The sequence below is a fragment of the Burkholderia sp. RF4-BP95 genome (genome assembly GCF_001521985.1).
In the GTDB taxonomy this organism is placed as follows: Bacteria; Pseudomonadota; Gammaproteobacteria; order Burkholderiales; family Burkholderiaceae; genus Burkholderia; species Burkholderia diffusa.
Genome location: NZ_LOSX01000053.1, coordinates 83,267 through 107,938, shown reverse-complemented (window position 1 = coordinate 107,938; position 24,672 = coordinate 83,267). Strand labels below are relative to the sequence as shown.

The following is a 24,672-nucleotide window of genomic DNA, read 5'->3' as shown; positions in this document are numbered from 1 at the left end:
CCCGTCAGACGGTGCGCCAGCCGTCGTGGAGCAGCGCATTCACACGATCGCGCAGCCGTGCGAGCGCGCCGCGCGCGATCTCCCCGGCCGGCCGCGACACCGAGAACGCCACATGCGCGCCCTGCCGGCCTTCCGCGCTGAGCCACAGCCGCTCGCCGCGGCGCAGCCGGAGCGTCTCGCCGTCGACCAGGAAGTAGTCTTCGACGTCGTTGCTGCGCGTCGCCCACACCGGCCCGCACTGCACCGTCAGACGGGTGCTGCGCTGCACCTTCATCGGCACGGTTTCGCCCGCGGGAATTTCGAACGTGATGCTTGAAGAAATTTCTTGCATGATCGTCTCCGCCAATAAATGCTTCGATGGCTACAATCGTAGTCACTTCAAGGCGTCCGACAAAACGACCAATTTTCACGTCGATGTGAGGAAAATTAGCAAATGGACCTCCGCCAGCTGCCTGCGCTGAACGCGATTCGCGCGTTCGAAGCCGCCGCCCGCCACGAGAATTTCTCCCGCGCCGCCGACGAGCTGTACGTCACGCACGGCGCGGTCAGCCACCAGGTTCGCGCGCTCGAGGAGGAGCTCGGCGTGCAGCTGTTCACGCGCAACGGCAAGCGGCTGTGCCTGACCGACGCCGGCATGCGTTACGCGCAGCAGGTCCGCACCGCGCTGATGGTGATCGCCGACGCGACGCGCGAGGTGCGCGCAAGCGACCGCGGGCGACGGCTGGTGGTGTCGATGCTGTCGTCGTTCGCCGCGCGCTTCATCACGCCGCGCATCGGCACGTTCATCGAGCGGCATCCGGAAATCGACGTCGAGCTGCAGTCGACCAACTCGCTCACCGATTTCGCGCGCGACGATGTCGACCTCGCGATCCGCTTCGGCTCGGGCACCTATCCGGGGCTGCACGTCGAGCCGCTGTTCGAGGAGGTGTTCTTTCCGGCGTGCTCGCCGACGCTGAACGGCGGCAACCTGCCGCGGACGCCCGCCGATCTCGTGCACTACAACCTGCTGCGCTCGGACGACGAGCTGTGGCGGCCGTGGTTCGACGCGGCCGGGCTCGATACGCTGACCGAGCCGAAACGGGGGATTCTGTACCAGGATTCGTCGAACCTGCTGCTGGCCGCGATCGACGGCCAGGGCATTGCGCTGGTGCGCCGCTCGCTCGCGGTGCACGACCTGCTGGACGGGCGCCTCGTGCGCCTGTTCGACATCGACGGGCAGAGCCCGTGGCACTATTTTTTCGTGTGTCCGCCGCCGCTCCTGAACACGCCGCGCGTGCAGGCGTTCAGGGCGTGGCTGCTTCAGGAAGTCGCCGAATACAAGCTGCTGTGCGACGAGCTGGACGCGCGGCGCGCGGCGGGGAAGACCCCCGCCGAGTGCGCGCAGCAAGGCGGATGGAAAACGGCGCTCAGAGCACGACCTTGACCATCGGATGGCCGGTCAGTGCACGGTAGATCGTGTCGAGCTGTTCCTGGCTCGTCGCGCGCACGGTGATCGTGAGGCCGGTGTAGTTGCCGCCGCTCGAGGCACGCTCCTCGATCTTCTCGACATCGATCTCGTTGTCGTGGACGGCCACGACCTTGAAGATCGTGTCCTTGAACTCCGGGTGCGCCTTGCCCATGATCTTGATCGGGAAATCGCACGGAAACTCCAGCAGCGACTCCTTCCGGGTATCGATCGCGCCGGTGACCTCGATGGTTTTGGTCGGTTCGCTCATCATTTTCTCCGGGTTAGGTCAAACTGTTCAAACTCGCGTGCCTTCGCACGCTGGTACGCGTCGTACAACGCCGCGAACACGGGGCCCGGCTTGCCGCCCTGCACGGGCAGATCGTCGAGCGACGTGACGGGCAAAATCTCTTTCGTGGCCGACGTGATCATGATCTCGTCCGCCGAGCGCAGCTCGACCTCGCTGATTTCGCGCGCGACGAACCGAATGCCGCATTCCTCGGCCAGCTGCTCGACCAGCGCGTAGCGGATCCCTTCGAGGATCCTGTTGCTGCGCGGCGGCGCCATCAGCTCGCCGTTCTTCACGATCCACACGTTCGACGACGAACCTTCGGTCACGTTGTCGTCGCGCAGCTGAATCGTCTCGAACGCATCGCGTTCGGCCGCATGCTGCGCCATCAGCACGTTGCCGAGCAGCGAAATCGACTTGATGTCGCAATGCAGCCAGCGACGATCCTCGGCCGTCACGCAGCGCACGCCCCGCGCGCGCTCCTCGTCCGACGGCAGGCGCAGCGGGCTCGTCATCGCGAACACCGTCGGCACCGCGTTCGCCGGGAACGCATGGCCGCGCTTCGCGACGCCGCGCGTCACCTGCAGGTAGACGAGCGCATTGCCGTCGCCGAGGCCTTCCGCGTTCGCGGCGACCACGCGCTCGATCAGCGCGCGCCAGCCGGCCGCGTCATGCGGATCGTCGATGCCGATCTTCTTCAGGCTGCGCGCGAGCCGTTCCAGATGCTGCTCGATCCGGAACGGCACGTGCGCGCCGTCGTGCGCATAAACGGGGACGACTTCATACACGCCATCGCCGAAGATGAACCCGCGGTCGAGCACCGGGACCCGGGCTTGCGACAACGGCACCAGCTCCTCCTGCGACGACACGCTGAGGTAGACGATCGGTTCGAATTCGGCTTGGCTCATGGCTGTACCAGATGGGGATGAAGTCGTGAAAACAAAGGCCCGTCGCGCTTACTTCTTCTTGCTGAACATCAGCAGGATCGAGTCCCAGATACGACCGAAGATACCCGCTTCCGGCACCGCCTGCAGCGCGACGACCGGGAACTCCGACAGCGTCTTGCCGTCGGCGACGATCTTCACGGTACCGACCTGCTGGCCTTCCGCGAGCGGCGCGATCAGCGGCGCGTTGACCTCGACTTCCGGCTTGACCTTGTCGCCCAGGCCGCGCGGCACGGTCACCCACTGGTCGCCCTTCACGCCGACCTGCACGGTGTTTTCCTTGCCCTTGTAGATGCGCGGCGTCGACATCGCCTGGCCGCCCTTGAACAGGCGCACCGCGTCGAACGCGCTATAGCCGTAGTTCAGCATCTTCATGCTGTCCTGCGTGCGCTCGCTTTCCTTCTGCTCGCCCATCATCACCGACACGAGACGGCGCTGGCTGTCGACACCCGGGATCGCGCGCTTGGCCGACGCGATCAGGCAATAGCCGGCCGCTTGCGTATGGCCCGTCTTCAGGCCGTCGACCGTCGGATCCAGCCACAGCAGGCGGTTGCGGTTGCCCTGGCGGATGTTGTTGTACTTGAATTCCTTCTCCGAGAAGATGCTGTAGTACTGCGGAAAATCGCGGATCAGGTGCGCGGACAGCTTCGCGAGGTCGCCGGCCGTCGTGTAGTGGTTCGGGTCGGGCATGCCGTTCACGTCGGCGAAGTGCGTGCCCTTCATGCCGAGGCGCGCCGCCTCGTCGTTCATCAGCGTGACGAACTGCCCTTCGCTGCCGCCGACCAGTTCGGCCAGCGCGATCGCGGCGTCGTTGCCCGACTGGATGATCATCCCGTACACGAGGTCGTGCACCGACACCGGCTTGTTCGCCTCGATGAACATGCGCGACTCGTCGGTGCCGACACGGCGCACCGCAACGCTCGGCGTGACGATCTGCTCCATCGAGATCTTCTTCTTGTCGAGCGCTTCGAACACCAGGTAGGCCGTCATCAGCTTCGTCAGCGACGCGGGCTCGACGCGTTCGTCCGCGTTGCCCGATGCGAGCACGGTGTTGCTCGTCGCATCGACGAGCACCCACGAGCGCGCGTTCACGCCCGGCGGCGGCACCGCGCCCGGCATGAAGGTCGCGGGCGCGCCGGTCGACTGCTCGGCGGCAGCGGCCGGCGCGGCATGCGCGGCCTTGGCCTTGGCGGCCGGCTTCGCCTCGGCGACGACGATCGTCGACGCGAGTGCGACGGGCAGCATCACGCCCAGCGCGACGTTGCGCGCGGCGGTGCCGAAGGCGATGGAAGAAGCGAGGGACTTGAGGCCTTGGGGAGACAGACGCATGATCGATTCAGGCTGGTGGCAGAAAGTGCGGCGCGAAACGCGCAGGGGTTGAACGGCAAGGCGGCGAGCGTTCCGGCGTTCGTCCGACTGCGTCGGACGGCGCGAAACGCGCCGGTTGGACTCGTGCGGACGCGTTCGGTTCGCGGCCGTCGCGAGCGGGCGGACAGGCGGCGAAACGAGCGCCGCATGGGCCCGGCCGGGCCGCGGGCGACGCGAAATGCGGCCATTATACGTGGCCGCGAACGGCGTTTTCGCGAACCAGGGCTCAGGCGGCCACGCACAGGCTTCGGGAGGATAGCGCGGCTTCGCTGCGGAGAATCGTGCTCGAAGCCGTGCGAAAGGCGTGCGCAGGCGCCGTGCAAGCCGGATTGCGCCGCGCTGGCGCGGGCATCTGCGATCGCGTCGGGACACGATGCGGCGCGATGTCGCGCGCGCGGCGACATCGCGGTCGTGCGGCAGCGGCGCCGCACGCCGGGTTCAGCGGATCAACGCCACGCGTCGACGATGATGCGCTTCAGCACGTGCAGCTTGCGATGCAGGAAATGCTCGGCACCGGGGATCACGACGACCGGCAGTTCCTGCGGCCGCGCCCAGTCGTAGACCGAACCGATCGGCACCGTGTCGTCGGTTTCGCCGTGGATCACGAGCGTGTTCTCCGGCACGTCGGCGACCTGCCAGCGGCTCGCGGCCGTGCCGACGAACACCATCCGCTCGATCGTCTCGCCCGCGTCGCGCAACCGCTTCGCGACGTGCGACAGCACGAAGGTGCCGAACGAGAAGCCCGCGAGCACGAGCGGCAGGTCCGCATAGGCGGGCTGCGCGCGCATGTGCGCGAGCACGGCGAGCAGGTCGTCGGCCTCGCCGACGCCGTTGTCGTGCACGCCCTCGGTCGCGCCGACGCCGCGGAAATTCGACCGGTACACCACGTAGTCGAGCTGGACCAGCGTGCGCGCGAGCGTTTGCGCGACCTTGTTGTCCATCGTGCCGCCGAACAGCGGATGCGGGTGCGCGACGAGCGCGATGCCGCGCGGCGCGGCGCCGCCTTCGCGCACGGCGTCGGGCAGGTCGACCGCGATTTCGATCTGCCCGACCGGGCCGGGGATCAGCGACTTCTGCGTATGAACGTTCATTCGGCCGGCCCGCTCAGATCTTCAGGCGGTCGACGACCTTGCCGTCGCGCAGGTGCGATTCGACGATCTCGTCGATGTCGGCCTGGTCGACGTACGTGTACCACGTGCCTTCCGGATACACGACCATCACGGGCCCTTCCTCGCAGCGGTCGAGGCAACCGGCCTTGTTGATGCGCACCTTGCCCGGCCCCGCGAGGCCGAGTTCCTTCACGCGCTTTTTCGCGTACTCCTGCATGGTCTGCGCGTCGCATTGCGCGCAGCTCGGACGCTCGGCGCCCGGTTCGCGCTGGTTCAGGCAGAAGAAGACGTGGTGCTGGTAGTAGGAATCCATGATGATGACGTGCGACCCGGCGCGGCGCCGGGCGGAAAGAAGGGGCGATTGCCGTTGCGCGCGGCAACGGATGTGCGGACGATTATAGCGATCGGCGCGCGCGGCTGCCCGCGACCGACGAGGCGCGGCCGCGCCGCCCCGTTGCCGCTCCCGCCGCGTCAGCGCCGCCGCGCGGCCGGCAGCCACGCGTGCTCGACCCGCTGGCCGAGCCAGATCAGCGCCGCGTAGGGCCAGATCCATGCGAGCCAGCGCGCGATGCTGTTGAAGTGCACGTAGCGGCCCTGCCGCCAGCCCGACAATGTGAAGTCGAAGAACGGGTTGACGGGCAGCAGGTTGACGAGCGCCACACCGGCCAGCAGCGCGAGCGCCGCGAGCAGCGCGCGCCACGCGGCAGGCACGCGCAATGCGAGCAGCGCCGCCGCGAAGCCGAGCTCGATGCCGAGCCGCGCGCCGGGCGTCGCCCACACGACGACGAGGCCGGTGCTCGACTGCATGAAGGTCGCGGCCGCCTTCAGCGCAAGCGTCGCGGCGACGAACGCGATCAGGAGCCGCACGCGCGGCGCGCGGGCGCGCATCGCGAGCGACGCGATCGCCAGCGCGGCGAACAGCATCAACCCGCCGAGCGCGGCTTCCCACGCGGAATCGGACATCCAGCCGTCGACGCGCTCGGGCCATTCGCTCACGCGCCACGCGGCCGGCAGCCATGCGAGCAGCGCGTCCTGCATCGAGCCGTCGGCGCGCTCCCACAGCGCGGCCGGCCAGTCGCCGATGCCGAACAGGAACGGCGACGGAAACAGGATCGCGAACGGCCACAGCGCGGCAAGCAGCAGCGGCGTCGCGCCGTCGGCCTCGAACCACGCGAAGCGCAGCCGGCGCAATGCGCCGCGGTCGAGCAGCGCGCCGGTGGCCGGTGCCGCGAGCGCCGCGCCGAGCAGCGCGCCGAGCGCATTGGCCGCGAGGTCGAGATTCGACGCGACGCGCGTCGGCAGGTAGGTCTGCAGCGCCTCCATCGATCCCGACAGCAGCACGCCGAGGCCGCCCACGATCAGCGTCGCGGCCACGCCGCGCCAGCGCGGATGCAGCGCGAGCACGCCGAGTGCGCCGAACGGCATGTAGCCGAGCACGTTGGTGACCACGTCGAACGCGGTCACATAACGCTGCATCGGCGCGAACAGGTAGTCGAACGGCCCGATGCCGAGCGATACCCAGCCGTCGAACGGATACAGCGATGCATAGACGATGAGCGCCGCATACGCGGCGAACGCCTGCCGCGCCAGCGACGACGCGCGCGACGTGCCCGGCGCGCTCATCGCGGCTGCGCGCGCTGCGTCACGGGTTGCCCGCGTACGCCTGCACGCCGACCCACGCCGCGATCTGCGACACGAGCTCGTCGCTCGCGGCCGCGAGCGCGCGCGCGCCGCCGGCCGCGTCGGGCGTGCTCGACGGCGCGCGCGCGACGAACGTGCGCTGGCCGAGCACCTTGCCGTCCTGCATCAGCGTCGCGCGCGCGGTGACCGCGCCGTGGCTCTGCGACTGCCCGTCGAACACCTGCTCGAATTCGTTCAGGTCGACCTTCAGCGTCGGCGCGCGCACGCCGTCGGAGCCTTCGAGCACCGCACCGCGCGACGACAGCGCGCCGCGCAGCCGCTGCGTGAGCAGTTGCGCGGGCGGCGCGGTCCAGCGGCTGTCGCGATAGACGGCCGTGCGCTGCGCATCCGCATACGCGAGGCGATAGACGAATTTGTCCGTGTCGAGCGCGTCGGGCGCGGCGACGTCGAGCACCTTCAGCGCGGGGCCCGTCCCGGCCGTGACGGCCGATGCAGCCGGCCCGAGGTCGTAGCGGACGTTCGACAGCGCCGCGCCGTTGCCGGCGCAGCCGGCGGCGAACACGAGCGTCAGCATCGCGAGCGCGGTCGCGGCGGGACGCAGCGCGCGATCAAGGATTCGTGGCATGGCATGTTCCTGCATGATGTTTCCGGTTTCGATGACGTCGTGGCCCGGGCTGGCGATCTGCTTCATTTCCCGGCGGCCCCTGCCCCCGGCCAGACGAAGCCCGCCTCGCCGGGGCCGGGCGCGGAGCCGGGCGAACCGAACAACAGACTGCTCGGGTTGCGGCCGAGTTCACCGGCGACGTCCTTCAACTGCCGCGACGCATCGCCGACGCTGCCGGCCAGCACGTTGAACCGCGGCAGCGTGTCGTACTGGACCCGCGCGTTCAGGTCGTTCAGCGCGACGCCGACCTGCTCGGCAGCCGAGCCGGCCTTGTTCAGGTTCGCCACGAGCGGCCCGTTCGGCTGCAGCAGCGTGTTCGCCGACGCCATCGCGCGATCGACCTGGTGCATCGTTTCCGGCAGCGCGGCCACTGCCGGCGCGAGCTGCTTCGACAGCGTCGTCGCGCCGTCCGCCGCGTGCTGCAGGCTTTCGGCCGTCGCGCGCAGCTGCTCGCGCATCTCCGGCGACATCAGCGCATTCGCGCTTTTCGCCGCCAGTTCGAGCTGCCGCAGCAACACGTCGCCGCGCTCCTGGATCTGGTCGAACAGGCTCGGCCGCATCGGGATCTGCGCGATCGCCTTCGGCGACGACGGCAGCGGCGCCAGATCGCGCCCCGTGTCCTCGAGCTGCACGAACGCGATGCCCGTCACGCCCTGGAAGCCGAGGCTGCCGTAGGTCGACTGCGTGATCGGCGCGTCGTGGTCGACGAGGATCCGGATCCGGATTTGGCCCGGATGCGAGCGGTCGAAGCCGATCGACTGCACCTTGCCGACGTCGAGGCCGCGAAAGCGCACGGCCGCATCGGGGAACAGGCCCGTCACGTTGGTGCGCGCGAGCAGGTCGTACGGCACGCGCACGGTGCGATCGACGTTGAACCAGAACACGGTGCCCGCGATCGCCAGCGTCAGCGCGATCGTGAACAGGCCGGCCCAGAACGCATGTGATTTGTTTTCCATTCGCGGGTTCCTTGCTTCTTGCCTTGCTTACAACTCGACGCTCGACAGCGCCGGTTCGAGGGCCGCCTTCGGCAGCTTCGCGCGCCGCTCGGGCGGCAGCGCCTGCAGTGCGCGGCGCCCGCGCAGCCCCAGGAAATATTCGTGGATGAACGGATGGTCGACGTTCGCGGCCTCCTCGACCGGCGCCGCCACAAGCACCTTGCGATCGGCCAGCACCGCGACGCGCGTCGACAACGCGACCATCGTGTCGAGATCGTGCGTCACCATCACGACGGTCAGCCCGAGCGTGCGGTGCAGCGTCGCGATCAGCTCGACGAATTCGTCGGACGCCTGCGGGTCGAGCCCGGCGGTCGGCTCGTCGAGGAACAGCAGCTCGGGCTCGAGCGCGATCGCGCGCGCGATGCCGACCCGCTTCACCATCCCGCCCGACAGCGCGGCCGGCATCTTCGACGCGTGCTTGCACGGCAGCCCGACCATCTCGAGCTTCAGCATCACGATGTCGTGCAGCAGGTCGGGCGGTACGCGGCCGAGCTCGCGCAGCGGCTGCGCGACGTTGTCGAACACCGTCATCGACGAGAACAGCGCGCCCTGCTGGAACAGCATCCCCGAACGCGTGCGCATCATCCGCGCGCTCGCGTCGTCGATCTTCGACGTGTCTTCGCCGAACACCTTGATCGTGCCCGACGTCGGCCGCTCGAGGCCGAGGATCTGCCGCACGAGCGTCGTCTTGCCCGAGCCCGAGCCACCGACGATCGCGACGATCTCGCCGCGCCGCACATCGAAATCGAGCTTCTGGTGAATGATGTTGCGCCCGTAGCGCTTCGTCAGGTTGCGCACCTCGATCACGAGGTCGTCGCCGTGCGCGGCCGCCGGCGGCGTGCCGACCGCGCCCGCGCCGACTGCCGCGGCATGTGCGCTGGCGGCATCGGCCGGCACGGCACCGGCCGCCGGTTGTTTCGACGCGTTCATCCGAGCCCCACGTTCTGGAACAAAATCGCGAACACCGCGTCGGCGAGGATCACGACCGTGATCGACGACACGACCGACGTCGTCGTGCCTTCGCCGAGGCTTTGCGAGTTCGCCTTGATCCTGAAGCCGAAATGACATGCGACCAGCGCGATCAGCATGCCGAACACGACGCCCTTGCCGAGGCCGATGTACAGGTTCGCGATCGGCACGACGCCCGGCAGCGAGCGCACGAAATAGTTGACGTCGATCCCGAGCACGAACTTCGCGGCGAGCGCGCCGCCCGTCAGCGCGACGATGTTGGTCCACATCACCAGCAGCGGCATCGCGACGCCGAGCGCGAGCACGCGCGGCAGGATCAGCCGCAGCCCGTGCGGAATGCCCATCACGCGCATCGCGTCGAGCTCCTCGGTCACGCGCATCACGCCGATCTGCGCGGTGATCGCCGAGCCCGAGCGGCCCGCGACGAGGATCGCCGACAGCACGGGCCCGAGTTCGCGAATCACCGACAGCCCGAGGATGTTCACGATGTAGCGGTTCGCGCCGAACATCTGCAGCTGCTGCGCGGACAGATAGCTGAGCACGATGCCGATCAGGAATGCGACCAGCGCGGTGATCGGCAGCGCCTGCGCGCCGGCGCTGTAGATGTTCGCCGAGGTTTCCTTCCACGGCATCGTCTGCGGACGGCGCAGCACCGACAGCGCGTCGAGGATCACGAGGCCGAACATCGCGATGCCGCCCTGCAGGTGTTCGCCGAACGCGAAGATCGCCTGGCCGAGGCGCGTGACGGGATCGAAGCGCACGACGCGCTCGGGCGCCTCGCGCTGGCTGTCGAGACGTTCGATCCGCTCGAAGATCGTGCGCTGCGTGGCGGTCAGCTCGACGCCGGCCGGCAGCTTGCGGCCCCATACGCGCCACAGCGCCTGGCCGCCGACGTGATCGAGCCGCTCGATGCCGGACAGATCCCATTCGTTCACGCGCCCGGACGCGATGCCCGCGACGCGGCGCGCGACCTCGCCGCGATTGCGCGCAAGCGCGAGCGCGGTCCACTGGCCGGTCAGGCGCACCGTCTGGCCCTGGCCGCCGGCGTCGACCGACAGGCCGGGAGGTGTGTCGAAGTCCAAGGGCGGGTTGTTTGCAAAAGGATGACAGCGGCCATTGTATCGAACCGTCCGGCGCCGCGACGTGAGGATTGCCGTCGGGGCGAGCAGCCGGGCCAAAGGCGCCTCGTCGAGGGTGCCCGGCCCGTCACGGCGCGGCGTTCGCCGCCGCAACGGCGTGCCGGGCACGCGACCTTTCATTCTTCCGTCACGTTTCCTTTCGATACTCTCACGCGCCGCACGTCAGGCCGTCGGCGCCCGCGCCGCCATTTCGCTGCGCTCCTCGCGATTCATAGAACAGAACACCAAACAGGACAATCGATGCGTCTCCCCCCGCTTTCCCGCCGCCGCGCGACCGCCGCCGCCGCGCTCGCCAGCCTCGCCTTCGCCCTCGCCGGTTGCGGCGGCGACGACGTCACCGCTCCGCCGTCGTCGCAGACGCAGGCGCCCGCCGGCACGACGGCCACGCTCGCGCTGCTCGAAACGACCGACCTGCACACCAACGTGCTGTCGTACGACTATTTCAAGCTCGCCGCCGACAAGTCGCTCGGCTTCGAGCGCGTGTCGACGCTGATCGCGCAGGCGCGCGCGCAGTATCCGAACACGCTGCTGCTCGACAACGGCGACACGATCCAGGGCACCGCGCTGTCGGATTACCAGGCGCTCGTGAACCCGATCGGCTGCGACCAGACGCTCGCGATCTACAAGGTGATGAACGCGGCGAAGTTCGACGGCGGCGGGATCGGCAACCATGAGTTCAACTACGGCCTGCCGTACCTGTCGCAGGTGACCGGCAACACGTTCGACGTCGACGGGCTGCCCGCCCCCGCGCAGCAGAAGAAGTGCGCGGGCCCGAACTTCCCGCAGGTGCTCGCGAACGTGATCAGCGCGCGGACCAACGCGCCGCTGTTCACGCCGTACACGATCCTGACCCGCACCGTGACGGCCGTCGCGCCCGACGGCAAGACCGTCAGCGCGCCGGTGAAGATCGGCATCATCGGCTTCACGCCGCCCGCGATCATGAGCTGGGACAAGCGCTGGCTCGACGGCAAGGTCTACACGACCGGCCTGAAGGAAGCGGCCGAGAAGTACATTCCGGAGATGCGCGCGAAGGGCGCCGATCTCGTCGTCGCGATCTCGCACGGCGGCCTCGACAATGCCGCGTATTCGCCGACCATGGAAAACGGCAGCTGGTGGCTGTCGACGGTGCCGGGCATCGACGCGATGCTGATCGGCCACTCGCACCAGGTGTTCCCGGACGCGAACAGCACCGTGGCGCAGTTCAACCTGCCGGGCGTCGACAAGGCGAAGGGCACCGTCAACGGCGTGCCGACCGTGATGGCCAACTACTGGGGCAAGCATCTCGGCGTGATCAAGCTCGGCCTGAAGTTCGACGGCAAGACGTGGAGCGTCGACAAGTCGCAGACGACCGTCGAGGCGCGGCCGATCCAGAACGCGGACAAGAGCTACGTCGCCGCCGATCCGTCGGTGTCCGCCGCGATCGCCGCCGAACACCAGGCGACGATCGACTACGTGAAGACGCCGATCGGCTCGACCGACTACCGGATGAACTCGTACTTCGCGGACGTCGGCGATCCGGGCGCGATCCAGATCGTCAACGAGGCGCAGGCCGATTACGTGAAGACCTACGTGCAGGCGAACCTGCCACAATACGCGTCGCTGCCGGTGCTGTCGGTCAGCGCGCCGTTCAAGAGCGGCTTCGGCGGCGGCAGCGACTACACCGACGTCGCGCCGGGCGCGCTCGCGATCAACAACGCGGCCGACCTGTACCTGTATCCGAACACCGTGTATGCGGTGAAGGTGAGCGGCAGCGACGTGAAGAACTGGCTCGAGACGGCCGCGAAGCGCTTCAACACGATCGATCCGACCAAGGCGACCGTGCAGCCGCTCGTCAGCAGCTTCCCTGGCTACAACTTCGACATGTTCACGTCAGCGGATCTGGCGTACGAGATCGACGTCACGCAGCCGGTCGGCAGCCGGATTAGGAACCTGACGTACAAGGGTGCGCCGATCGACCCGAACGCGCAGTTCATCGTCGCGACCAACAACTACCGCGCGAGCGGCGGCGGCAACTTCCCGGGCCTCGACGGCAGCAAGACGATCTTCGCGTCGCCCGACGCGAACCGCGACGTGCTGATCGCGTTCATCAAGAAGCGCGGCGCGATCACGCGCGCGGCGGACGGCGCGCAGCGCAGCTGGCGCTTCACGAAGCTGGCGAGCTCGGTCGCGCACGTGCAGTTCACGTCCGCGCCGAACCGGCTCGGCGACGCGGCGGCAGCCGGCCTGACCGGCCTCACGCAGGTCGCGGCCGACGACGGCTCGGGCAAGAACCTCGCCCTCTACGAGATCGACCTCACGCAATGACCACGAGACCCGCGATGCAACCGATCCGGACGATGCGGCCCGCCGAGGCCGGCTTCACCGCCGCCGCGCGGCGCCTGCTGCGCGCGAAACTCCCGCCGGCCGCGCTGCTCGCGGCGGCGGCCGTGACCGTTGCGGCCGTCGTCGCGGCGACGGGCTGGCGCGCCGCCGGCCCCGCGCCGAGCGCCGCGCAGCTCGACGAATGGCAGGCGATGGTCGCGCAGGCCGTCGAGCCGCACGCGCTCGCGCAATTGCGCACCCTCGCGCGGCGCGGCTCGGGCGACGCGCAGGCGGCGCTCGGCATCGCGCTCGTCGATGCGCGCGAGCCGGGGCTGCGCGACGAGGGACGCGGCTGGCTCGAAACCGCCGCGCAGGCGGACGCGAAAGCCGACACGCCGGCCGCGCGGCGTGCGCAGCTGGCGCTCGGCAAGGCGCTGCTGCTCGGCAGCGGCGACCTTCCGAAGGACTACGCACGCGCCCGCACGCTGCTCGGCGAAGCGGCCGGACACGGCGATCCGGCCGCCGCGTATTACCTCGGGCTGATCTATCGCAGCGGCTACGGCATCGCTGCCGACCCGGTGCAGGCCGCGCACTGGTTCGAGATCGCGTCGCGCGCGGACATCCCGGCCGCGGATTTCATGCTCGCGAACGCGTACCGCGAAGGCAGCGGCGTGCCGCGCGACGAAGCGCGCGCGCTCGCGCTGTATCGCCGAGCGGCGGAACACGAGCTGCCGGAAGCCGTGCAAACGCTCGCGATGGCCTATCGCAACGGCGAGCTGGGGCTCAAGCCCGACGCGGACGAATTCCATGCGCAGTGGATCGAGACCGCGCATGCGTTGAAGCATCCGGTCGTCGCGCCGTGACGGTGCGTCGGCCGCGCGGGCACGAACGCGGCGGCAGAGCGACCTGACGCCCCGCGCATCGACCGCCCGCAACGGAAATCGGCCCGCCAGGACGCCAGCCCTGAAGGGCAAGACGCTGCTTGCCCGCGAAAACGTCCGAAGAGGGCGTCAAGGCGCTGGTGCAGATCGAGAAGCACCGAGCCGCGCGGGCGGCGGCTTTGCGCAGGTCGCGTGCGGGCCGCCGCCCCGGCCCCGCCTGTCGTGCGCGCCGCCCGTCACGCACGGCCCCCTGTCGCTACAATAGGCGCCATGAACGTCCCCACCTCCTCCGACACGCCCGATTCCGGCGACGCGCACATCGCGCGCAACCGGCTCGAGGCGCACCTGGACGCCGCGCCGCGCGCGTGGCCGCTCGACATCGTCGCCGCCACCGGCTCGACCAACGCCGACGTCGCGACGCGCCTCAAGGCGTTGCCGCGCACCGCGAACGCGCTGCCCGCGCCGCTCGTGCGCGTCGCGTTCGAGCAGACGGCGGGCCGCGGCCGGCAAGGCCGTCCCTGGTTCGCGCAGCCCGGCAACGCGCTGCTCTGCTCGGTCGGCTGCATCGTGCCGCGCCCCGTCGACGCGCTGGGCGGCCTCAGCATCGCGATCGGCGTTGCGCTCGCGGAAGGGCTCGCCACGCTGCCGCTCGACGCCCGCACGCGCGTCGCGCTCAAATGGCCGAACGACCTGCTGCTGACGACCGCCGCCGACGGCACGTCGCGCATCGTCGGCAAGCTTGCCGGGATCCTGATCGAAACCGTCTGGACCACCGCCGACGCGACCGCCGTCGTGATCGGCTTCGGCATCAACGTGCGCGGCGCGGAAGCCGTCGCCGCGCAGGTCGATGCGCTGCGTGCGCGCGAAGCGACACTCGCGAGCGGGCTGCCGCCAGCGGCGCTGTCGGCCGCGTGCGCATCGGCGAACCTCACCGATACGCTCGCCGCGGCGCTGAACGCGCTCACGCCCGCACTCGCGCAGTTCGGCACCGACGGGCTCGCGCCGTTCCTGCCGCGCTGGCACGCGCTGCACGCTTACGCGGGACGCGAAGTCGTGCTGCTCGAACAGGGCATCGAACGCGTGCGCGGCATCGCGACGGGCATCGACGCGACCGGCCAGCTGCTGCTCGACACGCCCGACGGCATCCAGGCGATCGCGGCCGGCGACATATCGCTGCGCGAAGCGCAATGAACGAACCGCACCTGCTGATCGACGCCGGCAACAGCCGGATCAAGTGGGCGCTCGCCGACGCGCAGCGCACGCTCGTCGACACCGGCGCGTTCGGCCATACGCGCGACGGCGGTGCCGATCCCGACTGGTCGGCCCTGCCGCGTCCGCATGGCGCATGGATCTCGAACGTCGCGGGCGCCGACGTGGCCGCGCGGCTCGACGCGCTGCTCGACGCCCGTTGGCCGGGCCTGGCGCGCACGACGATCCGCTCGCGGCCCGCGCAATGCGGCGTGACGAACGGCTATACGACGCCCGAGCAGCTCGGCAGCGATCGCTGGGCCGGCCTGATCGGCGCGCGGGCGGCGTTTCCGGGCGAGCATCTGCTGATCGCGACGTTCGGCACGGCGACGACGCTCGAAGCGCTGCGCGCGGACGGCCGTTTCACCGGCGGGCTGATCGCGCCGGGCTGGGCGCTGATGATGCGCGCGCTCGGCACGCACACCGCGCAGCTGCCGACGCTGACCACCGACATCGCGAGCGGGCTGCTCGCGGGCGCGCAGGCCGAGCCGTTCCAGGTCGATACGCCGCGCTCGCTGTCGGCGGGCTGCCTGTACGCGCAGGCGGGGCTGATCGAGCGCGCATGGCGCGATCTCGCCGATGCGTGGCAGGCACCGGTGCGGCTCGTGCTGGCAGGCGGCGCGGCGGACGATGTCGCGCGCGCGCTGACGCTGCCGCATACGCGGCACGACGCGCTGATCCTGTCGGGGCTTGCGTTGATCGCCGCGGACGCGGCGGCGCGGAACTGACGGAAACCGGTCGGCATCGCGCCGGCCGCGTCGACGCAGGCCCGAGTGCGGGCTTCGTCACAGTGGGGATGGGAAACGGGCGCCGGCGCGTGCGCCCGTGCAGACAGCCGGCCGCACGTGCCTGCGGCCCGAGCGAACGGTTGAACGACTGAACAACGACGAGGAGTGTCGACGATGCTGCGCTGGCTGATCGCTGTTCTCATTCTCGCGAACCTGCTTGCGTTCGTCGCCGTGCGCGGCGTGTTCGGGCCGCTGCCGGCGGCCGGCCCGCGCGAACCGGGCGTGCTGTCCCGGCAGGTTCGGCCCGATGCGTTGCATGCGATGCCGCTCGCGCAGGCGAGCGATCAGCCCGTGATCGGCGGTCCGATCGGCGCGCCGGCCGTGCCGGCCGAGCCGCTCGCGGCATCCGCGCCCTGACGGCGCGGCACCCGGATCAGGACTGCTGCGCGCGCACCTTCTTCAACAGCGCGGTGGTCGAGCGGTCGTGCTCGAACGGAATCGCGAGCGCACGCCCGCCCCAGCCGCGCACGATGGCCGATTCCGGCAGCGCATCCATGTCGTAGTCGCCGCCCTTCACCAGAATGTCCGGACGGACGGCCTCGATCAGCGACACCGGCGTCTTTTCCTCGAATTTCACGACCCAGTCGACGCTTTCCAGCGCCGCGAGCAGCGCCATCCGGTCTTCCTCGCGGTTGATTGGGCGGTCGTCACCCTTGCCGAGCATGCGCACCGACGCATCGCTGTTCACGCCGACGATCAGGCACGCGCCGAGCGCCTTCGCATCGGCGAGATACGTGACGTGGCCACGGTGCAGGATGTCGAACACGCCGTTCGTGAACACGACGGGCGAAGGCAGCGAAGCGCGCAGGGCAACGAGGGCGTCGCGGGTGATCAGCTTGCGTTCGAAGGTAGCGGACATGATGAATTTCGGATGGCGTGAGCGGCGCGCGGTGCACGTCGCGACGAAACACGGCGGCGCCAGATAAAAAGCCCGCCGGATGGCCGGGCGGGCTTCATGCGGGAATACACTGCGGCGATCGCGACCGGCGGCGCTTCACGCCGGCTGCGATGCCGCGCGGCCTCAGGCCGGTTGCGCGGCCGACGACGGGCCGCTTTCGGACTGCAGGCGGCCGGTGACTTCCTTGCGATAGCGATTCAGCTCCTGGGCGGTCGCGAACGTGCGCTCGAACAGGATCGACAGGTTGTGCAGGATTCGTTCGACGACCTTCTTTTCCCACTCGCCGTCGAAGCGGATCTGCTCGTCGAGCCAGCGCTCGAGCCATTCCGGATCGGGCAGGCGCGACTGCACGGTGTCGCGCGGGAACAGCGCCTGGTTCACGTGCAGGTTGGTCGGGTGCAGCGGCTTCTCGGTGCGACGCGCCGACGCCATCAGCACGCCGATTTTCGCGAACGCCGCGCGCGCGACGTCGCCGCAATTGTTCAGCGCCTTCTTCATGTAGCGCAGGTATGCGCCGCCATGGCGCGCTTCATCGCGCGAAATCGTTTCGTAGATGTGCTTGATGACGGGCTCGGTGTGCCAGTCGGCCGCGCAGCGATACCAGTGGTTCAGGCGGATCTCGCCGCAGAAATGCAGCATCAGCGTCTCGAGCGGCGGCGCCGGATCGAACTCGAAGCGCACCGCGTGCAGTTCCTCTTCGGTCGGCACCATTTCCGGCCGGAAGCGGCGCAGGTATTCCATCAGCACGAGCGAATGCTTCTGCTCCTCGAAGAACCACACGCTCATGAACGCGGAAAAGTCGCTGTCGTGCTGGTTGTCGCGCAGGAACATCTCCGTCGCGGGCAGCGCCGACCATTCGGTGATCGCGTTCATCTTGATCGTCTTCGCCTGCTCGTCGGTGAGCAGCGAAGCGTCGAACTTGTCCCACGGAATGTCCTTCTCCATGTCCCAGCGGACAGCTTCGAGCGACCTGTAAAGTTCCGGATAAAGCATGGTGTTCATGATGGTCCCACCCCTGTTCTGCGCAATGCGACTTCTCTAAACGTGACTGTTGCCGCGTGGGCGCGCGAGCGCGCCTTTTGCAGCCAAGACTCTAATTTTACGCGTGTATCCAGCCCCCGGACGCAGTTTCCGCGTCCGGCAACCGGGCGGCCGCGCCGCCGCCTTGAAGCACGCCGCGGCCCCGCTCTGCTCGAACGGTACCGGCCGCGCGTGCCTGATGTGGGGGCCGGCGCAGGCCGGCTCGGTGGCGAGCCCGCCCGGCGCCACGCGGTTCCCGGACGGGTTCCCGTGCGACCGCCGGACCGGCGGGCTGCTCGATATGGTGTATACGGCGGCGGCCATGATAGCACGCGCGCATGACGGTTCCGAGACGTGGAGCCGGTCGCGCGCCGCCAACGTCGGTGCGGCGATCGGTCGCGGGCGGCCGTCGCGAAAACGCAACCGATATGTAAGTTTCATCCGTTTCGGCCCCGCTCCGCGCGCATCAGACCCGTATTTCGCCGGTCGCGCGGCCGCTCTCCGGCGGCAGGCCGGATGCCGGCCCGCTGCCGCCGTCGGCCCCCGCGATCCAGTTCGCCAGCGTGTCGCGCTGCGCGCGCCCGTCGCGATAGCCGAGCTCGATCAGCTCGCGCGTGAAGGCCTCCTCGAACAGCAGGTAGCTCGCGAACGACGCGCCGGCCGGCTGGCTGCCGCCGATCGCGCCGAGCAGCCCGCGCATCGTCGCCGGCATCTGCTTCAGGTGTTTCGCGGCGATCAACTCGATGCGCTCGGACGGTGCGATCGCGAGCACGTCGACGTGCCGCCAGCCGCTGTCCACTTCGACCTGGTGCGGCAAGTGCTCGATCATCTGATTGATGTGCTCGATCCGCTCGATGTCCGAGCCGATCGAGTCGAGAAACACGCTCGCGAGCACCTGCTGGCCGATCTGCGCGAGCGTCGGGTAGCCGCGCACCCGTCCCGAACCGTTCGCGGCCGGAATTTCCGGCCGCGGGTCGGCCGCGCCGACGACGACGATCCGGTTCGCGCCGAAGTGAATCGCCGGCGACAGCGGCGCGACCTGCCGGATCGAGCCGTCGCCGAAATATTCGATCTGGCCGTCGAGCACGAGCGGCACAGCCGGAAACACGAACGGAATGGCCGACGACGCAAGCAGGTGCGATGCCGACAGATCGACGAGCCGCGCGGTGCGCTGCGCGCGCCGCCAGGCCTGGATCGGCTCGGCGGCCTGGTAGAACGTCAGGTGCCGGCCGCTCGAATAGCTGAGCGCCGTCACCGAGAGCGCGTGCAGCAGCCTGCTCTCGAGCATCTGCTCGATCCGGTGAAAGCTCAGCTCGCGCTGCAGCAGATGTGCGAGCGGCGCGTTGTCGAGCAGCCCGCGCGGCGACCGGCGCGCCGCCCAGCCGAAGGTCATCGTCGCGAGCCAGCGTGCGCCCGCCGCCGCGATGCCGAGCCAGTCGGTGCGATACACGTAGTCCGCGCGCAGCGGTTCCCAGAATTCGAGCAGACGGCGCACGCCATGCGAAAAGTCGTCCGCGTGGCTCGCGATCGACGTCGCGTTGATCGCGCCGGCCGACGAGCCGCAGACGACCGTGAACGGCACGGTGTGCCGGTTCGGATCGGCCTCGCGTGCGATCTCGGCCAGCGCCTTCAGCACGCCGACCTGATAGGCGGCACGTGCGCCGCCTCCCATCAGCACGAGCGCGAGCCGCATGATCGACCTGCTATCCGGTTGGCGTCACGTCGAGCGCTTCGGCGGACGCGTTTCGGGCGACGAGGCGGCCGCCGCGCGCGCCGCGGCGGAGCCGGCCGGCTTCGCACGCTTCGCGGCCGGCTTGCGCGGCGCGGCGGCCGCGGCCGGTGCGGGCTGCTCCGCCCGCGCCGTCGATGCGGCATGCCCGGACGGCGCGGCGCCCGCCTCCGCGGGCTGCGCGCCCGGCTGCGTCATCGCGAGGCTCGCGAGCTGGTTGAACTGCGCCTGCAGCAGGTTCCACCAGCCGGCCGGATCGAACGCCTGCTGCGCGGCGTCGCCTGCGGGCGGTTCGTCAGCCGCGGCAGCGGCATCCGGTGCTTGCGGCGCATCGGCGCGCGGCGCGGACGCCGCTTGCGCGGCCGCGGCCGCCGCCTCCTCGGCCGCCGACATCGAGCTTTGCGCGAACGCGCCGAACGCGCGCAGCGTCGCGAGCGTCGCGCGCTGCACCTCGAGCGCCTGGATCGCGGACTGCAGCATGCCGAGATTCAGCTTGAGCCACTGCTCGACCGCGCGCAGATCGGTGATCCGCTTGTCGAGCTCCTCGACGCTCGTGAGCGGCGCCATCATGTCGGACATGCTCGACAGCGACGGCGGCAGCCCCGACGCGGCGCCGGGAAACGACGCCATCCCGCCGAACGGCGACATCCGCATCATGTCCCACATCCGGTCGAGCATGTCGGCAGGCTTGAAACCGGCAAAGCCGGCGAAAGGATTGGAGCCGGAGGCATCGGTCGTCATACGGGCATCCTGGTTGACTGGGTGGGCGATGCGGCCGGCACGAGTCGCGCGGCCGCCCTTGATCCGATCATAACGCGCGTCAGAACGGTGCGTCGCCGGGGAAATCGGGCGGGCGCCGCTCGCGCAGCGAGCGGATGCCTTCCTGCACGTCGGGCCCCGAGAAGCCCATGAATTCGAGCGCGAGCGACGTATCGAAGGTCGGCCCGGCGCTGCGCAGCCAGTTGTTCAGCGCGTACTTGGTCCAGCGGATCGCCGACTGCGACCCGTGCGCGAGCCGCTCCGCGACCTCGTACGCCTTCGGCAGCAGGTCGGCCGGCTCGACCGCGAGCGACACGAGGCCGATCCGCTCGGCCTCCTCGCCGCTCACGGGTTCGCACAGCAACAGGTAATACTTCGCCTTCGCCATCCCGCACAACAGCGGCCACACGATCGCCGCGTGATCGCCGGCCGCGACGCCGAGCCGCGTATGGCCGTCGATGATGCGCGCATCCTTCGCGGCGATCGAGACGTCGGCGAGCAGCCCGGCGACGAGCCCCGCGCCGACGGCCGGGCCGTGCATCGCGGACACGATCGGCTTGCTGCAATTGATCACGTTGTAGACAAGGTCGCGCGCCTCGCGCCACACGCGGGCGCGCACGTCGAAGTCGTTCGCCATCGCCTCGACGAGCGCGAGATCGCCGCCCGCCGAAAAGCCCTTGCCCTCGCCGCGGATCACCGCGACGCGCGTGTCGGGATCGCGGTCGACGTCGCGCCAGATGTCGGCGAGCTCGCGATGCATGCGCTCGTTCGCGGTCGCGAGGCCGCTGCGGTTCGCGCCCTCGCCGCTCATCACGATGTCGAGCACGCCATGATCGCGGCGCGTCACCTTCAATGCTTCGTAACCGCCGTACGCGGCGAGATCGGTCATGCGCAGCTCCCGGGTTCTTGAAATGCTGAAACGCCTGAATCGAGTGTAGCCAAGCCCGCGCGGGCAAACATCAGGCGAAACCCGGCGCGCGGGCCGGAGCCGGGCTTCGCGCCGGGTTTCGCGCCGAGATTCGCGCAGACGTCAGGCCGCGCCGTCGGGCGGGGCGACCGACTGCTCGATCGCACCGAAGATCGACTTGCCGGCCGCGTCGAACATCTCGATGCGCACGGTGTCGCCGTAGCGCATGAATTCGGTCTGCGGCGCGCCGTGCTCGATCGTCTCGAGGCAGCGCTTCTCGGCGATGCAGCAGTAGCCGCGCTTCGCGTCCTTGTTCGACACCGTGCCCGAGCCGACGATCGAGCCGGCACGCAGGTTACGCGTCTTCGCCGCATGCGCGATCAGCTGGCCGAAGTGGAACACCATGTCGGTGCCCGCGTCGGGCTGGCCGACCTTCCTGCCGTTCCAGTGGACGATCATCGGCCGGTGCACGCGGCCCTCGCGCCATTCGTCGCCGAGCTCGTCGAGCGTCACCGCGACCGGTGCGAACGCGGTGGCCGGCTTGCTCTGGAAGAAGCCGAAGCCCTTCGCGAGTTCGGCCGGAATCAGGTTGCGCAGCGACACGTCGTTCACGAGCGTGACGAGCCGCACGGCCTTCAGCGCGTCGTCGGGCGATGCGCTCATCGGCACGTCGCCGGTGATCACCGCGACCTCGGCCTCGAAGTCGATGCCCCATTCCTCGGACGGGCACACGATGTCGTCGCGCGCGCCGAGGAAATCGTCGCTGCCGCCCTGGTACATCAGCGGATCGGTCCAGAACTCCGGCGGCATCTCGGCGCCGCGCGCGCGGCGCACGAGCTCGACGTGGTTCACGTACGCGGAGCCGTCGGCCCACTGGAACGCGCGCGGCAGCGGCGCCATGCAGTTCGCCGGGTCGAACGCGAATGCGTTGCGCGCGCGGCCGTGGTTCAGCGCGTCGTACAGATCGCGCAGTTGCGGCGCGTAGAACGCCCAGTCGTCGAGGACGCGCTGCAGCGTCGGTGCGATCGCATCGGCGATCGCCGCGGTGTGCAGGTCGCGCGACACGACGATCAGCTGGCCGTCGCGCGTGCCGTCCTTCAGCGATGCAAGTTTCATGGGGTATCTGCCGTTGTAGTGACGATGGAGGGAATCTATTTTACGATGGTGAATCCGTGCGGCGCGCCACGATCGTGCGCGCCGTTTTCGTCCCGACCCTTGCCGCCTTGTCGCGCCCCGTTGCCCATGCCCGCCAGCCCGCTTCCCGACGACGATCTCGCCGATTCCGACACCGACGACACCGGCTCCGGCGAGCACGGCGAAGGCGGCGAGAAGGTCCGCTCCGGCATCCAGTCGATCGAGGTCGGCTTCCGCCTGCTCGACGTGCTGACGAGCGAGCCGCGCGCGATGATGCTGCGCGATCTCGCGCAGCGCGCGGGCATGAGCCCGGCGAAGGCGCACCGCTATCTGGTCAGCTTCTCGCGGCTCGGCGTCGTGTCGCAGGATCCCGTGTCGGGCCGCTACGAACTCGGCGGCTTCGCGCTGCAGATGGGGCTCGCGCGGCTCGCGCGCGTCGACGGCGTGAAGCTCGCGCGGATCGCGCTGACCGAGTTGCGCGACCGCGTCGACCAGACGGTCGGCATCGCGGTGTGGGGCAACCAGGGGCCGACGATCGTGCACTGGATGGAATCGAGCCACCCCGCGAAGGCGTCGCTGAAGCTCGGCGACGTGATGCCGTTGCTCGGCTCCGCGACGGGCCTGCTGTTCGCCGCGTACCTGCCGCGCAGCAAGACCGCGGCGATGCTCGAACGCGAGCTCGCCGATACGCGCCGCTCGCCGCATCACGGCGGCCCGCGCACGCTCGACGAGGTCGAGGCGGTGCTCGCCGACGTGCGCGCGCATCAGGCCGCGCGCGTCGAAGGGATGCTGCTGCCGACGATCCATGCGTTCTGCATGCCGGTGTTCGATGCGGTCGGCGAACTCGCGCTCGCGATCGTCGCACTCGGCCAGGAAGGCATGTTCGACATCGCATGGGGCGGCGAGATGGACACCGCGCTGCGTGCATGCGCGCAGAAACTGTCTTACGAACTCGGCTATAGTCCGGACGCGCGCGACGCCTGACACGCGGGGCGTGCGACACCCGCGCGATGTACCGCGAACGCGCGGCGCACCCGGCGGTCCGATGGCTGTGACGCGCGCCGCGCGCCACGACTGCCCCAACCCTGTTCCGTTTCGCCGATGCCGCCTGCCGACACCCGTCCTCGCCACGCCCTGCCCCGCCACTGGCTGCGCGTGGGCGTCGCGCTCGTCGTCGTGCTGGTGCTGCACGCGCTCGCGGCGTTGTGGCTGACGCGCAGCCGCGATGCGTTCACGCCGCCCGCGCCCGCCGAGATACCGGTGCAGATCGAGCTGCTGAAGCCGCGGCCGATCGAACGCCAGCCCGCGCCGAAGCCCACCGAACATCCCGCCGAGCCAGCGCCGGCGAAGCCGGCCCCCGCCGCGCCGAAGCCTGCGGCGAAACCCGCGCCGTCGCCCGAGCCGGTCCTCACGTCGACGCAGACGGCCGAGCAAGGCGAGCCGCCGCCGGCCGCCGCCTCTGCCGCCTCTGCTGCGAGCGGCGCGGCAGGCGCATCCGGCACGCAGGCGGCATCGGCCGGCGAAGCCGGCGGTGCAGCGACACCGGGCCCCGCGACGAGCGGCGTGAAGTTCGCGGCGCCGCCGCCCGGCGACCTGCAGTACGACACGTTCTACAACGGCATGCAGAACATGATCGGCACGATCCACTGGCGCACCGACGGCCGCACCTACGACCTGTCGGTGTCGATGCCCGTGCCGTTCGTCGGCCCGTTCAGCTACCGCAGCGAAGGCAGCATCGACGCATTCGGCGTCGCGCCCGACCGCTATGTCGAAAAGCGCGGCAAGCGGCCCGAGGACATCGCGATCTTCAACCGCGAGATCCGCCAGGTCGTCTTCACGCGCACGCCGAACAACGCGCCGCTGCCCGACGGCGTGCAGGACCGCTTCAGCATGCTGATGCAGCTGTCGGGGCTCGTGCGCGGCAATCCGTCCGCGTATCGGCCGGGCGTCACGCAGCAGTTTTTCGTGATCGACAACAACAACGGCGAGACCTGGCCGATCACGGTGATCGGCGACGAGGACGTGCAGACACAGGCCGGCATCGTCCGCGCACGCCACTTCATGCGGCTGCCGCGCCGCGATGGCGACACGCGCCGCATCGACATGTGGCTCGCGCCGTCGCTCGGCTGGCTGCCCGCGCGGCTCGTACAATCGGAACCGAACGGCTCGCAGATCGAGCTGCTGTGGCACGGCCGGCTCGCCCCGCCCGATGCGCCTGCCGATGGCGCGACGCAAGGCGCGACGAACCAAGGCGCAACGAACGCGCCTGCCGGCGCACCGGCCGCGGAGCCGGCACAACCCGCGCCGGCGCCCGCCGAGCAGGCGCCAGCGGTTGCGCCGCCGGCAGCGTCGCAGCCCGTGCAGTGACGATCGACCAATCGGCAATTTCGACCGATTAAAGCTCTCGCCAAAATGGCCGATGACACTCTTTAACAACTATTTCGG

The 24,672-nt window shown here is 69.7% G+C and carries 25 protein-coding genes; 8 read left to right on the top strand and 17 right to left on the bottom strand.

Going from position 1 to position 24,672, the window contains the following annotated elements; genetic code table 11:
- Positions 1-4: 4 nt before the first annotated feature.
- A complete protein-coding gene (locus WS46_RS18920) occupies positions 5-331 on the bottom strand; it encodes a DUF2917 domain-containing protein (protein WP_059524043.1) in 327 nt (108 codons plus the stop codon).
- Between the two features lie 102 nt (positions 332-433).
- Here WS46_RS18920 and WS46_RS18915 point away from each other — a divergent pair, with 102 nt between their 5' ends.
- The gene (locus WS46_RS18915; protein WP_059691421.1) at positions 434-1,423 is read left to right on the top strand and encodes a transcriptional regulator GcvA; all 990 of its coding nucleotides are present in this window, start codon (positions 434-436) and stop codon (positions 1,421-1,423) included.
- On the opposite strand, the gene WS46_RS18910 is transcribed toward WS46_RS18915, so the two are convergent.
- The 10 genes from WS46_RS18910 to WS46_RS18865 all read right to left on the bottom strand — a co-directional run bounded on the left by WS46_RS18910 (position 1,407) and on the right by WS46_RS18865 (position 10,505).
- Positions 1,407-1,715, bottom strand: a complete 309-nt coding sequence (locus tag WS46_RS18910) for a YbeD family protein (RefSeq protein WP_059524041.1) — start codon at positions 1,713-1,715, stop codon at positions 1,407-1,409. The two genes, WS46_RS18915 and WS46_RS18910, sit on opposite strands and share 17 nt — an antisense overlap.
- Positions 1,715-2,641, bottom strand: coding sequence for a D-amino acid aminotransferase (locus tag WS46_RS18905; protein WP_059524008.1), 927 nt, complete (start codon positions 2,639-2,641; stop codon positions 1,715-1,717). The genes WS46_RS18910 and WS46_RS18905 overlap by 1 nt, the downstream gene beginning before the upstream one ends.
- A 48-nt stretch (positions 2,642-2,689) precedes the next feature.
- Complete coding sequence (locus WS46_RS18900) at positions 2,690-4,006, bottom strand: D-alanyl-D-alanine carboxypeptidase family protein (RefSeq protein ID WP_059691420.1); 1,317 nt, start codon at positions 4,004-4,006, stop codon at positions 2,690-2,692.
- A 485-nt stretch (positions 4,007-4,491) separates the two neighbouring features.
- Entirely contained in the window at positions 4,492-5,136 is a 645-nt protein-coding gene (locus tag WS46_RS18895; RefSeq protein WP_059691419.1) for an alpha/beta hydrolase, read from the bottom strand.
- 13 nt (positions 5,137-5,149) lie between these two features.
- On the bottom strand, positions 5,150-5,467 hold the full coding sequence (locus WS46_RS18890) for a ferredoxin (protein WP_011694422.1): 318 nt from the start codon (positions 5,465-5,467) through the stop codon (positions 5,150-5,152).
- Between the two features lie 158 nt (positions 5,468-5,625).
- On the bottom strand, positions 5,626-6,777 hold the full coding sequence (locus WS46_RS18885; protein WP_059691418.1) for a VanZ family protein: 1,152 nt from the start codon (positions 6,775-6,777) through the stop codon (positions 5,626-5,628).
- A gap of 19 nt (positions 6,778-6,796) precedes the next feature.
- Positions 6,797-7,420 carry an ABC-type transport auxiliary lipoprotein family protein gene (locus WS46_RS18880; RefSeq protein ID WP_059691471.1) on the bottom strand — a complete coding sequence of 208 codons (624 nt, stop codon included), beginning with the start codon at positions 7,418-7,420 and terminating at the stop codon, positions 6,797-6,799.
- A 62-nt stretch (positions 7,421-7,482) separates the two neighbouring features.
- The gene (locus WS46_RS18875) at positions 7,483-8,415 is read right to left on the bottom strand and encodes an MlaD family protein (protein WP_059524000.1); all 933 of its coding nucleotides are present in this window, start codon (positions 8,413-8,415) and stop codon (positions 7,483-7,485) included.
- Between the two features lie 27 nt (positions 8,416-8,442).
- Positions 8,443-9,384, bottom strand: a complete 942-nt coding sequence (locus WS46_RS18870; protein WP_059691417.1) for an ABC transporter ATP-binding protein — start codon at positions 9,382-9,384, stop codon at positions 8,443-8,445.
- Positions 9,381-10,505, bottom strand: coding sequence for an ABC transporter permease (locus tag WS46_RS18865; RefSeq protein WP_059691416.1), 1,125 nt, complete (start codon positions 10,503-10,505; stop codon positions 9,381-9,383). The genes WS46_RS18870 and WS46_RS18865 overlap by 4 nt, the downstream gene beginning before the upstream one ends.
- 297 nt (positions 10,506-10,802) lie before the next feature.
- Between WS46_RS18865 and WS46_RS18860 the strand changes: the two genes are divergently transcribed.
- The 5 genes from WS46_RS18860 (at position 10,803) to WS46_RS18840 (ending at position 16,137) form a co-directional block, all read left to right on the top strand.
- The gene (locus WS46_RS18860; RefSeq protein WP_059691415.1) at positions 10,803-12,866 is read left to right on the top strand and encodes a bifunctional 2',3'-cyclic-nucleotide 2'-phosphodiesterase/3'-nucleotidase; all 2,064 of its coding nucleotides are present in this window, start codon (positions 10,803-10,805) and stop codon (positions 12,864-12,866) included.
- Positions 12,867-12,880: 14 nt separating this feature from the next.
- On the top strand, positions 12,881-13,726 hold the full coding sequence (locus WS46_RS18855) for a tetratricopeptide repeat protein (protein WP_059691414.1): 846 nt from the start codon (positions 12,881-12,883) through the stop codon (positions 13,724-13,726).
- 288 nt (positions 13,727-14,014) lie between these two features.
- On the top strand, positions 14,015-14,935 hold the full coding sequence (locus WS46_RS18850) for a biotin--[acetyl-CoA-carboxylase] ligase (protein ID WP_059691413.1): 921 nt from the start codon (positions 14,015-14,017) through the stop codon (positions 14,933-14,935).
- Positions 14,932-15,720, top strand: coding sequence for a type III pantothenate kinase (locus WS46_RS18845; RefSeq protein ID WP_059523989.1), 789 nt, complete (start codon positions 14,932-14,934; stop codon positions 15,718-15,720). The genes WS46_RS18850 and WS46_RS18845 overlap by 4 nt, the downstream gene beginning before the upstream one ends.
- A 174-nt stretch (positions 15,721-15,894) precedes the next feature.
- Positions 15,895-16,137 carry a hypothetical protein gene (locus WS46_RS18840; RefSeq protein ID WP_059691412.1) on the top strand — a complete coding sequence of 81 codons (243 nt, stop codon included), beginning with the start codon at positions 15,895-15,897 and terminating at the stop codon, positions 16,135-16,137.
- A gap of 16 nt (positions 16,138-16,153) precedes the next feature.
- On the opposite strand, the gene rfaE2 is transcribed toward WS46_RS18840, so the two are convergent.
- The 6 genes from rfaE2 to WS46_RS18810 all read right to left on the bottom strand — a co-directional run bounded on the left by rfaE2 (position 16,154) and on the right by WS46_RS18810 (position 22,209).
- Entirely contained in the window at positions 16,154-16,639 is a 486-nt protein-coding gene (gene rfaE2, locus WS46_RS18835; RefSeq protein WP_059451616.1) for a D-glycero-beta-D-manno-heptose 1-phosphate adenylyltransferase, read from the bottom strand.
- A gap of 162 nt (positions 16,640-16,801) precedes the next feature.
- Positions 16,802-17,680 carry a ferritin gene (locus WS46_RS18830; RefSeq protein ID WP_059451551.1) on the bottom strand — a complete coding sequence of 293 codons (879 nt, stop codon included), beginning with the start codon at positions 17,678-17,680 and terminating at the stop codon, positions 16,802-16,804.
- Between the two features lie 484 nt (positions 17,681-18,164).
- Positions 18,165-19,391: a patatin-like phospholipase family protein gene (locus WS46_RS18825; protein ID WP_059523987.1), complete on the bottom strand. Its 1,227-nt coding sequence runs from the start codon at positions 19,389-19,391 to the stop codon at positions 18,165-18,167.
- A 24-nt stretch (positions 19,392-19,415) separates the two neighbouring features.
- Complete coding sequence (locus WS46_RS18820) at positions 19,416-20,168, bottom strand: PhaM family polyhydroxyalkanoate granule multifunctional regulatory protein (protein WP_059691411.1); 753 nt, start codon at positions 20,166-20,168, stop codon at positions 19,416-19,418.
- Positions 20,169-20,247: 79 nt separating this feature from the next.
- Positions 20,248-21,075: an enoyl-CoA hydratase/isomerase family protein gene (locus tag WS46_RS18815; protein WP_059523983.1), complete on the bottom strand. Its 828-nt coding sequence runs from the start codon at positions 21,073-21,075 to the stop codon at positions 20,248-20,250.
- 141 nt (positions 21,076-21,216) lie between these two features.
- Positions 21,217-22,209, bottom strand: coding sequence for a fumarylacetoacetate hydrolase family protein (locus WS46_RS18810; protein ID WP_059523981.1), 993 nt, complete (start codon positions 22,207-22,209; stop codon positions 21,217-21,219).
- A gap of 126 nt (positions 22,210-22,335) precedes the next feature.
- Between WS46_RS18810 and WS46_RS18805 the strand changes: the two genes are divergently transcribed.
- Both WS46_RS18805 and WS46_RS18800 read left to right on the top strand, forming a co-directional pair.
- Complete coding sequence (locus WS46_RS18805; protein WP_059523979.1) at positions 22,336-23,211, top strand: IclR family transcriptional regulator; 876 nt, start codon at positions 22,336-22,338, stop codon at positions 23,209-23,211.
- Between the two features lie 117 nt (positions 23,212-23,328).
- A complete protein-coding gene (locus tag WS46_RS18800) occupies positions 23,329-24,594 on the top strand; it encodes a DUF3108 domain-containing protein (protein WP_059691410.1) in 1,266 nt (421 codons plus the stop codon).
- Positions 24,595-24,672 lie beyond the last annotated feature (78 nt).

Coding starts and splice junctions, on each gene's coding strand:
- WS46_RS18870 (WP_059691417.1), bottom strand. CDS start 9,384: ATGAACGCGTCGAAACAACCGGCGGCCGGTGCCGTGCCGGCCGATGCC.
- WS46_RS18895 (WP_059691419.1), bottom strand. CDS start 5,136: ATGAACGTTCATACGCAGAAGTCGCTGATCCCCGGCCCGGTCGGGCAG.
- WS46_RS18880 (WP_059691471.1), bottom strand. CDS start 7,420: ATGCCACGAATCCTTGATCGCGCGCTGCGTCCCGCCGCGACCGCGCTC.
- rfaE2 (WP_059451616.1), bottom strand. CDS start 16,639: ATGTCCGCTACCTTCGAACGCAAGCTGATCACCCGCGACGCCCTCGTT.
- WS46_RS18875 (WP_059524000.1), bottom strand. CDS start 8,415: ATGGAAAACAAATCACATGCGTTCTGGGCCGGCCTGTTCACGATCGCG.
- WS46_RS18810 (WP_059523981.1), bottom strand. CDS start 22,209: ATGAAACTTGCATCGCTGAAGGACGGCACGCGCGACGGCCAGCTGATC.
- WS46_RS18905 (WP_059524008.1), bottom strand. CDS start 2,641: ATGAGCCAAGCCGAATTCGAACCGATCGTCTACCTCAGCGTGTCGTCG.
- WS46_RS18815 (WP_059523983.1), bottom strand. CDS start 21,075: ATGACCGATCTCGCCGCGTACGGCGGTTACGAAGCATTGAAGGTGACG.
- WS46_RS18850 (WP_059691413.1), top strand. CDS start 14,015: ATGAACGTCCCCACCTCCTCCGACACGCCCGATTCCGGCGACGCGCAC.
- WS46_RS18890 (WP_011694422.1), bottom strand. CDS start 5,467: ATGGATTCCTACTACCAGCACCACGTCTTCTTCTGCCTGAACCAGCGC.
- WS46_RS18830 (WP_059451551.1), bottom strand. CDS start 17,680: ATGAACACCATGCTTTATCCGGAACTTTACAGGTCGCTCGAAGCTGTC.
- WS46_RS18920 (WP_059524043.1), bottom strand. CDS start 331: ATGCAAGAAATTTCTTCAAGCATCACGTTCGAAATTCCCGCGGGCGAA.
- WS46_RS18900 (WP_059691420.1), bottom strand. CDS start 4,006: ATGCGTCTGTCTCCCCAAGGCCTCAAGTCCCTCGCTTCTTCCATCGCC.
- WS46_RS18885 (WP_059691418.1), bottom strand. CDS start 6,777: ATGAGCGCGCCGGGCACGTCGCGCGCGTCGTCGCTGGCGCGGCAGGCG.
- WS46_RS18840 (WP_059691412.1), top strand. CDS start 15,895: ATGCTGCGCTGGCTGATCGCTGTTCTCATTCTCGCGAACCTGCTTGCG.
- WS46_RS18860 (WP_059691415.1), top strand. CDS start 10,803: ATGCGTCTCCCCCCGCTTTCCCGCCGCCGCGCGACCGCCGCCGCCGCG.
- WS46_RS18845 (WP_059523989.1), top strand. CDS start 14,932: ATGAACGAACCGCACCTGCTGATCGACGCCGGCAACAGCCGGATCAAG.
- WS46_RS18820 (WP_059691411.1), bottom strand. CDS start 20,168: ATGACGACCGATGCCTCCGGCTCCAATCCTTTCGCCGGCTTTGCCGGT.
- WS46_RS18825 (WP_059523987.1), bottom strand. CDS start 19,391: ATGCGGCTCGCGCTCGTGCTGATGGGAGGCGGCGCACGTGCCGCCTAT.
- WS46_RS18910 (WP_059524041.1), bottom strand. CDS start 1,715: ATGAGCGAACCGACCAAAACCATCGAGGTCACCGGCGCGATCGATACC.
- WS46_RS18915 (WP_059691421.1), top strand. CDS start 434: ATGGACCTCCGCCAGCTGCCTGCGCTGAACGCGATTCGCGCGTTCGAA.
- WS46_RS18855 (WP_059691414.1), top strand. CDS start 12,881: ATGCAACCGATCCGGACGATGCGGCCCGCCGAGGCCGGCTTCACCGCC.
- WS46_RS18805 (WP_059523979.1), top strand. CDS start 22,336: ATGCCCGCCAGCCCGCTTCCCGACGACGATCTCGCCGATTCCGACACC.
- WS46_RS18800 (WP_059691410.1), top strand. CDS start 23,329: ATGCCGCCTGCCGACACCCGTCCTCGCCACGCCCTGCCCCGCCACTGG.